This window comes from Sphingomonas pruni NBRC 15498 (genome assembly GCF_001598455.1).
GTDB lineage: Bacteria > Pseudomonadota > Alphaproteobacteria > Sphingomonadales > Sphingomonadaceae > Sphingomonas > Sphingomonas pruni.
Genome location: NZ_BCYZ01000063.1, coordinates 20,716 through 27,463 on the forward strand (window position 1 = coordinate 20,716; position 6,748 = coordinate 27,463).

At 65.5% G+C, this 6,748-nt stretch carries 7 protein-coding genes; 3 read left to right on the forward strand and 4 right to left on the reverse strand.

What is annotated here, in order from left to right:
* Window positions 1-178 precede the first annotated feature (178 nt).
* Complete coding sequence (gene dinB / locus SPR01S_RS16470) at window positions 179-1,255, reverse strand: DNA polymerase IV (RefSeq protein ID WP_066591341.1); 1,077 nt, start codon at window positions 1,253-1,255, stop codon at window positions 179-181.
* Between the two features lie 100 nt (window positions 1,256-1,355).
* Here dinB and SPR01S_RS16475 point away from each other — a divergent pair, with 100 nt between their 5' ends.
* The 3 genes from SPR01S_RS16475 (at window position 1,356) to SPR01S_RS16485 (ending at window position 4,643) form a co-directional block, all read left to right on the forward strand.
* Window positions 1,356-2,849, forward strand: a complete 1,494-nt coding sequence (locus tag SPR01S_RS16475) for a S41 family peptidase (RefSeq protein WP_174531905.1) — start codon at window positions 1,356-1,358, stop codon at window positions 2,847-2,849.
* A 289-nt stretch (window positions 2,850-3,138) separates the two neighbouring features.
* On the forward strand, window positions 3,139-3,897 hold the full coding sequence (locus SPR01S_RS16480; protein WP_066591349.1) for an NUDIX hydrolase: 759 nt from the start codon (window positions 3,139-3,141) through the stop codon (window positions 3,895-3,897).
* On the forward strand, window positions 3,894-4,643 hold the full coding sequence (locus SPR01S_RS16485) for an extensin-like domain-containing protein (protein WP_066591351.1): 750 nt from the start codon (window positions 3,894-3,896) through the stop codon (window positions 4,641-4,643). Before SPR01S_RS16480 ends, SPR01S_RS16485 begins: the two co-directional genes overlap by 4 nt.
* A gap of 26 nt (window positions 4,644-4,669) precedes the next feature.
* Here the strand turns inward: SPR01S_RS16485 and SPR01S_RS16490 are convergent, their stop codons facing one another.
* The 3 genes from SPR01S_RS16490 to SPR01S_RS16500 form a co-directional block, all read right to left on the reverse strand.
* Entirely contained in the window at window positions 4,670-5,224 is a 555-nt protein-coding gene (locus SPR01S_RS16490) for a hypothetical protein (protein ID WP_066591361.1), read from the reverse strand.
* Window positions 5,225-5,451: 227 nt separating this feature from the next.
* Window positions 5,452-5,718: a hypothetical protein gene (locus SPR01S_RS16495; protein ID WP_245662055.1), complete on the reverse strand. Its 267-nt coding sequence runs from the start codon at window positions 5,716-5,718 to the stop codon at window positions 5,452-5,454.
* A 143-nt stretch (window positions 5,719-5,861) separates the two neighbouring features.
* A complete protein-coding gene (locus tag SPR01S_RS16500) occupies window positions 5,862-6,593 on the reverse strand; it encodes a Bax inhibitor-1/YccA family protein (protein ID WP_066591354.1) in 732 nt (243 codons plus the stop codon).
* Between the last annotated feature and the right edge of the window lie 155 nt (window positions 6,594-6,748).

The following is a 6,748-nucleotide window of genomic DNA, read 5'->3' on the forward strand; positions in this document are numbered from 1 at the left end:
AGCACTGCCACCTCCCCGGCGAAGGCCGGGGCCCAGCTGCGGCGGATGATCCGCGAGAGCGAATCGCGCACCAATTGAAGGCACGAAACTGGGCCAGCGTTGGGTTGAACGTGCCCCGCACGTTCAAGGGCCGTCCAGGGGGACGGCCCGACCCAGCGCTCCTTCGCCGGGGAAGCGTTTAACCTCGCGCGTCGGAAAGCAGATCCAACTCCGGCTCCCCCGCCCCCGCTTCCTCCAGTGTCGCCAGCGTCACGCCGACCAGCCGGATGCCCGCGCGCAACGGAAACAATGTCGCCACCAGCCGCTCGGCCACCGCGATCAGGTCGGCATGGCTGGCAATAGCGCCGCTCAACGTCTTGCTCCGCGTGACGATACGGAAATCGGCGTAGCGGACCTTCACCACCACGGTCTTGCCCGTCGTCTTGGTGCGCTCGCACCAAGACCAGACCTGATCGGCCATCCGCCGGACCTGCTCCAGCACCTGGTCCGGTGTGGTCAGATCCTGTTCGAACGTGGTTTCCGATCCCGACGATTTGCGCGGCCGGTCGGGGGTGACCGCGCGATCGTCCTCGCCGTGCGAGATCTTGTGATACCAGAGCCCCGATTTGCCGAAATGCGCCTGGAGGAATGCCGGATCGCGCTCGCGCAGATCGGCGCCGGTCACGATCCCCAGCCGGTTGAGCTTCTCCGCGGTGCGCGGCCCGATGCCGTGGAACCGCCCGACTTCCAGTCCCGCGACGAAATCCGCTCCGGTCCCCGGCGGGATGACGAACTGCCCATTGGGCTTGTTGTGATCCGAGGCGAGCTTGGCGAGGAACTTGTTGTACGAAATGCCCGCTGACGCGGTCAGCGCGGTCGCCTCGAAAATGCGCGCGCGAATTTCCCGCGCGGTGGCGGTCGCCGACGGCAGTTCGCGCAGATTGGCGGTGACGTCGAGATAGGCTTCGTCGAGCGAGAGCGGTTCGACCAGCGGAGTATAATCCTCGAAGATGTCGCGGATCTGGCGCGACACGCTGCGATAGACGTCGAAGCGGTGCGGCACGAAGATCAAATCGGGGCATCGGCGCAAGGCGACGACCGAGGGCATTGCCGATCGCACGCCGAATGTCCGCGCCTCATAGCTTGCCGCCGCAACGACGCCTCGGCCGGTCGCCGATCCCACCGCCACCGGCCGCCCGCGCAACGCCGGGTCGTCGCGCTGTTCGACCGAGGCGAAAAAGGCATCCATGTCGATATGGATGATCTTTCGCGTCATATCGGACGAAATGACGCAGGGTCAGGCCCTTGGCAACCGTCGACGACCGGCGCAGGGTGGCGCCGGAGCTCGCAGGGGGCGCCGAGTTGAGAGGGGTCGTATGAGAAATAGTCGTTTCGGCAGGGGCTTGAGTGCGATCGCCGCGCTCGCGATGGTTTCGAGTTGCGGCGGCGGCGGTGGCGGACCCGCCAGCGGCACGGGCGGTACCCCGACACCGACTCCGACCCCCACTCCTACCGCGACTCCGACGCCAACCGCCGCAGGCTGCACGTTGCGCGAGCGCCAGGATTGGGCCTTCGCGCAGCTCAAGGAATGGTATCTGTTCCCCGACACGCTGCCGGCGAGCCTGGATCCGACGCCCTATACGTCGGTAGAGGACTATATCGACGCGCTGACCGCGACCGCGCGCGCGCAGCACAAGGATCGTTATTTCACTTATTTGACGTCGATCGCCCAGGAGGACGCCTATTACAATTCGGGATCGAGCGCGGGCTTCGGCATCCGCCTGGGGCTGACCAGTACCAACCGCCTGTTCGTGACCGAGGCGTTCGAGGGCGGGCCTGCGCTGGCGGCCGGGATCGACCGCGGCACCGAGATCACGGCGATCGGCACCAGCAGTTCGAACCTGCGCAGCGTCAGCGACATCATGACGACATCCGGATCCGCCGGACTGACCGATGCGCTGGGCCCGGACACCGTCGGCACGTCGCGCGTGCTGCGTGTCGTATCGTTGACCGGCGCCACCAGCACCGTCACGATAACCAAGACCGAATTCGCGCTCGACCCGGTGTCGAGCCGCTATGGCGCCAAGATTATCTCCGATGGCGGGCAGCAATTCGGCTATATCAACCTCAGGACCTTCATCAATCCGGCCGAGCAGCCGTTGAAAGACGCCTTCCTGCGGTTCCGGACCAACGGCATCACCAACATCATCATCGATTTGCGCTACAATGGCGGCGGGTTGATCTCGGTCGCCGATTTGATGGGCGACCTGATGGGGGCCAATCGCGCGCCGACCGACGTGTGGGAATATATGACCTTCCGCCCCGAGAAATCGGCGCAGAACAGCAACCACACCTTCACGCCGATGTCGCAGTCGATCGCGCCGACCAAGATCGCGTTCATCGGCGGCGGCGGTACCGCGTCGGCGAGCGAGCTCGTGATCAACGGCATGGTGCCCTATCTCCACGCCAACGCCGCGCTGATCGGCTCCAACACTTATGGCAAGCCGGTCGGCCAGATCGCGATCGACAAGAGCGCGTGCGACGACCGCTTCCGCGTCATCGCCTTCGCGATCCAGAACGCGGCGCATAACGGCGCCTATTATGATGGGCTCGCCAGCTTCATGGAGGCGAGCTGCCAGGCAGGCGACGACATTTCCTATCAGCTGGGCGACCCGAACGAGCAATCGACGCGCCGCGCGCTCGACTATCTCAAGGGCAAGAGCTGCACGCCGGTGACCGCCAGCGCCAGCGCGCCCGGCGTGTCACCACAGGTGAGCAAGGCCCAGCTTCCGGTAAGCCAGCAATCGCGGCAATTACTGACGCCCGATCGGCCATCGACCCCGCAGCGTGAAGTACCTGGACTGTTCTAGGGCGGGGGCGGCGCGAGAGAACAAAGCGAAAGGCAATCAATCGCTTTTCTGCCCCGAGCATGTCTAAATTCCAACCGTCATGCCGGGCTCGTCCCGGCATCCACGGAGCAGCTGAGCCTGTCCGCGAGCTTCTTGCTCCGCGCTTGCAGCACGGTGGATGCCGGGACAGGCCCGGCATGACGATTGGACAAGGTGAACGCCGTCCATCGTCGTCTGCGAGCCGTCCCGGAAGCGACCGCGCTATCTGCTAAAGGTTGCGGCTGGCTGGCTACGGCCTAAGTTGACGGCAATGCCCGAAAGCCAATCACCCATCCCCGCCGCGACCCTGGTTCTGATGCGCGATCGCGGCGGCATGCCGCCGGAGATCCTGATGGTGGAGCGCGCCAAGGCGATGGTGTTCGCCGGCGGTGCGCTGGTCTTTCCCGGCGGGCGAGTCGATCCGGGCGACCAGGCGCTGGCGGCCGAACTCGGTCGCGACGCCGAGGACGCGCCGTCGCGCATCGCCGCGATCCGCGAAACGATCGAGGAAGCGGGCGTTCCGGTCGGGCTCAGCCCGGCGCCCGATGCCGCCACGCTGACGGCGCTGCGCGAAGGGCTCCATGCCGGCGAAGCGTTCGGATTGCTGCTCGATCGGCATGGCCTGTCGATCGATCTCGATGCCCTGACCTGGTTCGCCCGCTGGCTGCCCGCCCATGCCCATATGCGGATCTTCGACACGCGCTTCTATCTCGCGCGCGCGCCTGAAGACGCCGCGGCGGCGACAGTCGATGCGACCGAGAATGTGCGCCTGTTCTGGGCGAGCGCGGCCGAGGTGCTGGCCGAATGCGATGCTGGCCGCGCGACGGTGATTTTCCCGACGCGCCGCAACCTCGAGCGGCTGGCGCAATATTCCAGCTTCGGCGAAGCAGTCGCGGCCGCGCACGCCTTTCCGCCGCGTACGATCACGCCGTGGAGCGAAGACCGCGAGGGCATACCGCATCTCTGCATCCCCGACGATCTCGACTACCCGGTCACGAGCGAAATCCTGCATTCGGCAATGCGGGGATGACACGCCGCCGCAGGCGCCGTGCGCGCCGAACGCGCCGTGCCCAGCGGCGCGGCTGGATCACGCTCGCCGTTTTCGCCGCTGCGTTCGTCGTGGCGCTCGGCGTGCTCCATTTCCGTAACCGGCCGCAGGGCCTGCCCTGGACGCCGCTCGATCTCGGCCAGCCGGTCGGATGGTTCACCGGGAGCAAGCTCGCCGCGCTCGACGGCGATTATCCGCAATGCCGGATGTTGCTGGAGCGTGCCGGCGTGCGCTTCGCGGATCTCGAGCCGATCCACAAAGGGCAATGCGGCTATGCCGACGCCGTGCGGCTCGATCCCGGCGGCGCGCGGGCGATCGGGTTCGATCCGGTTAAACCGGGCATGGCGTGCTCGGTCGCCGCGGCGCTATCGATATGGGAATGGGATGTCGTCCAGCCGGCCGCGTTGCGCCATTTCGGCAGCCGGGTCGCGACGTTCGAGCATTTCGGAACGTACAATTGCCGCCCGATCGCCGGCAGCACGCATCTGAGCCAGCATTCCTATGCGCGCGCGATCGACATTGCCGGCTTCGTGCTGGCGGATGGGCGGCGGATCACGGTCGCGCGCGACTGGCGGGGTCAGGACCAGAAAGCGGCATTCCTGCGCGAGGTTCGCGATGGAGCGTGCGGGCTGTTCTCGACCACCTTGTCTCCCGACTATAACGTCGCGCATCACGATCACCTGCATCTCGACGAGCAGCCGCGCGGCGGGTGGCGGGCCTGTCGCTGAAGCGCGTCAGGCCCGCCTGAGGAAGTTCAGTTCGGCAAGGCTGCCGAGGTATCGACCTTTTCGACCCAGGCCGGGAAGAAGCTCGGCTGGCGGTTCGACCAGCCGGACGCGGTCGCCGCAGCCTCGCTGATCGACTGCAGCAGCTTGCGGCGCAGATCGGGATGAAGGTGCGGCAACGCCGCCGCCGCGCAGAACGCGCCGGGCAGCCACGGCCGGACTTCGGCGCCGATCAGCCGCTCGTAGAGGAAGCGATAGGCCGAGAAGGTGGTCAGCCGCCCCTGCCCCAGGTCGAACGCGCTAACCGTGATCAGCGGCGCCATGAAAATCTCGACCGAGTCGAGCCCGCTATCATCGGGCACGATCGTGCGGATCTCGTCGAGCCGGTCATAGACCCGCGCCTGAGCGCGGATCGACGCCGCCTCGACAGTATCGCGCGACCAGCGCGACAGCGCATCCTCACGCTCAAGCCCGACATCCAGGCTGCGGCGCACGTAACGCTGCGTCGCTGCGGAAAAGCCCGCGAATTCCTTAATCTCGGCCAATGTCATCGCGCCGTCGGCCGGTCTCTTGCTGGCACTCATCTCGAACACCCCACCCGCTTACCAATGGAAGGGCATGATGCGCTCAGATGGTTAACGCCATGCTTAACGCGTCGTCGCCCTGCGTTAAGCATGGAATCACAGAGCGTGTTGCGGCGCAACAAAGTTTGCGACGAAGCGAGGCCGACGCGCATATCTGTCGGCAAGTGAGGGTTTTGAGCAACGCTTCGTTACGTCGCCGGTATTCCCTGCCCACAATGGGCAGCGCTTCAGCTGTCCTGCTGGCGCTCCGCCTCCGCCGCTTGGTCGAAGCCCGAGGATTTGGGCGGCTCGCCCTTGTCGCCGGGTTGCGTCACCGAGGGCGGGTCCGAGGCGTCCATAGATTCGTCGAGACCCCGGTCGAGCTGGGCATCCTCGTTTTCGGGGTTCTTCTGCAGGCGCTTCTCGATCGATTTGTCCTGGCCGGCGTCCTGGCGGGGGTCCTGGGCGACATGCTCGGCGCTGTCGCCCTGCCGATCGCGATCGGTCGCTGGAATGTCGGTCACTTCACCCTCCTACTCGGCCCCGCATGGAACCTGATGTTACGCAGGCAAAACGTGTCGCCTCGGGTCGTGTTCCAAAGAAAAGGCCCGGCGGATCGCTCCGCCGGGCCCGTTTTCCGTGTCGCTGTCGCGTCCGGTTAGTTGCGGCTCGAGCCGAACAGACGGAGGATGAACAGGAACATGTTCACGAAGTCGAGATACAGGCTGGTCGCCGCCATGATCTTGGCGCGGCCTTCCTCCTGAGTTCCGGCAACGTAGCTATACATCGCCTTGGTCCGCTGGGTATCCCAAGCGGTCAGGCCGGCGAAGATCAGCACGCCGACCGCGCTGATCACCAGGCCGAGCGGCCCCGACTGCAGGAACAGGTTGACCAAGCTCGCAACGATCAGGCCGACCAGGCCGACGATCAGAAAAGAGCCCATCGCGGTCAGGTCACGCTTTGTGGTGTAGCCCCACAGGCTGAGCGCCGCGAAGCCGGCGGCGCTGGCGAAGAACGCCTGACCGATCGCCAGCGGCGAATAGACCAGGAAGACCGTCGACAGGCTGAGGCCCATCACCACCGCAAAGCCCCAGAAAGTGGCCTGCAGCGCGCTGTTGCTCATCTGCTTGAAATTCATGAACAGGATGAAGCCCAAAGGCGCCAGCGTGATCACCCATTTGAGGATACCGCCGCCGATGAACACCTGCGCCGCCATTCCGCTCATCGCGAAGGCCATCGCGACGATACCGGAGAGCAGCACGGCCGAGGCCATGTAATTGTAGACGGATAGCATGAACGACCGCAGCCCCGCGTCATACGCAGCACCGCGTGCGTCTGTGGCTGCGCCGAAGGGCGCCAAACCGGGACGAGGGTCAGACCAATTGGCCATCGAAAACTCCTTTGCCCGGCCACAACGGCCGGATGCGGCCAATATCGTTGGTCCTGGTGCGCTATTCAAGCGAAACACGACACTCAGCAACATTCGGAAACAATCGAGGAATGGGGTGAGAGTCGTTTTCAGCTTTGCTGAGACGGCACCGGCCC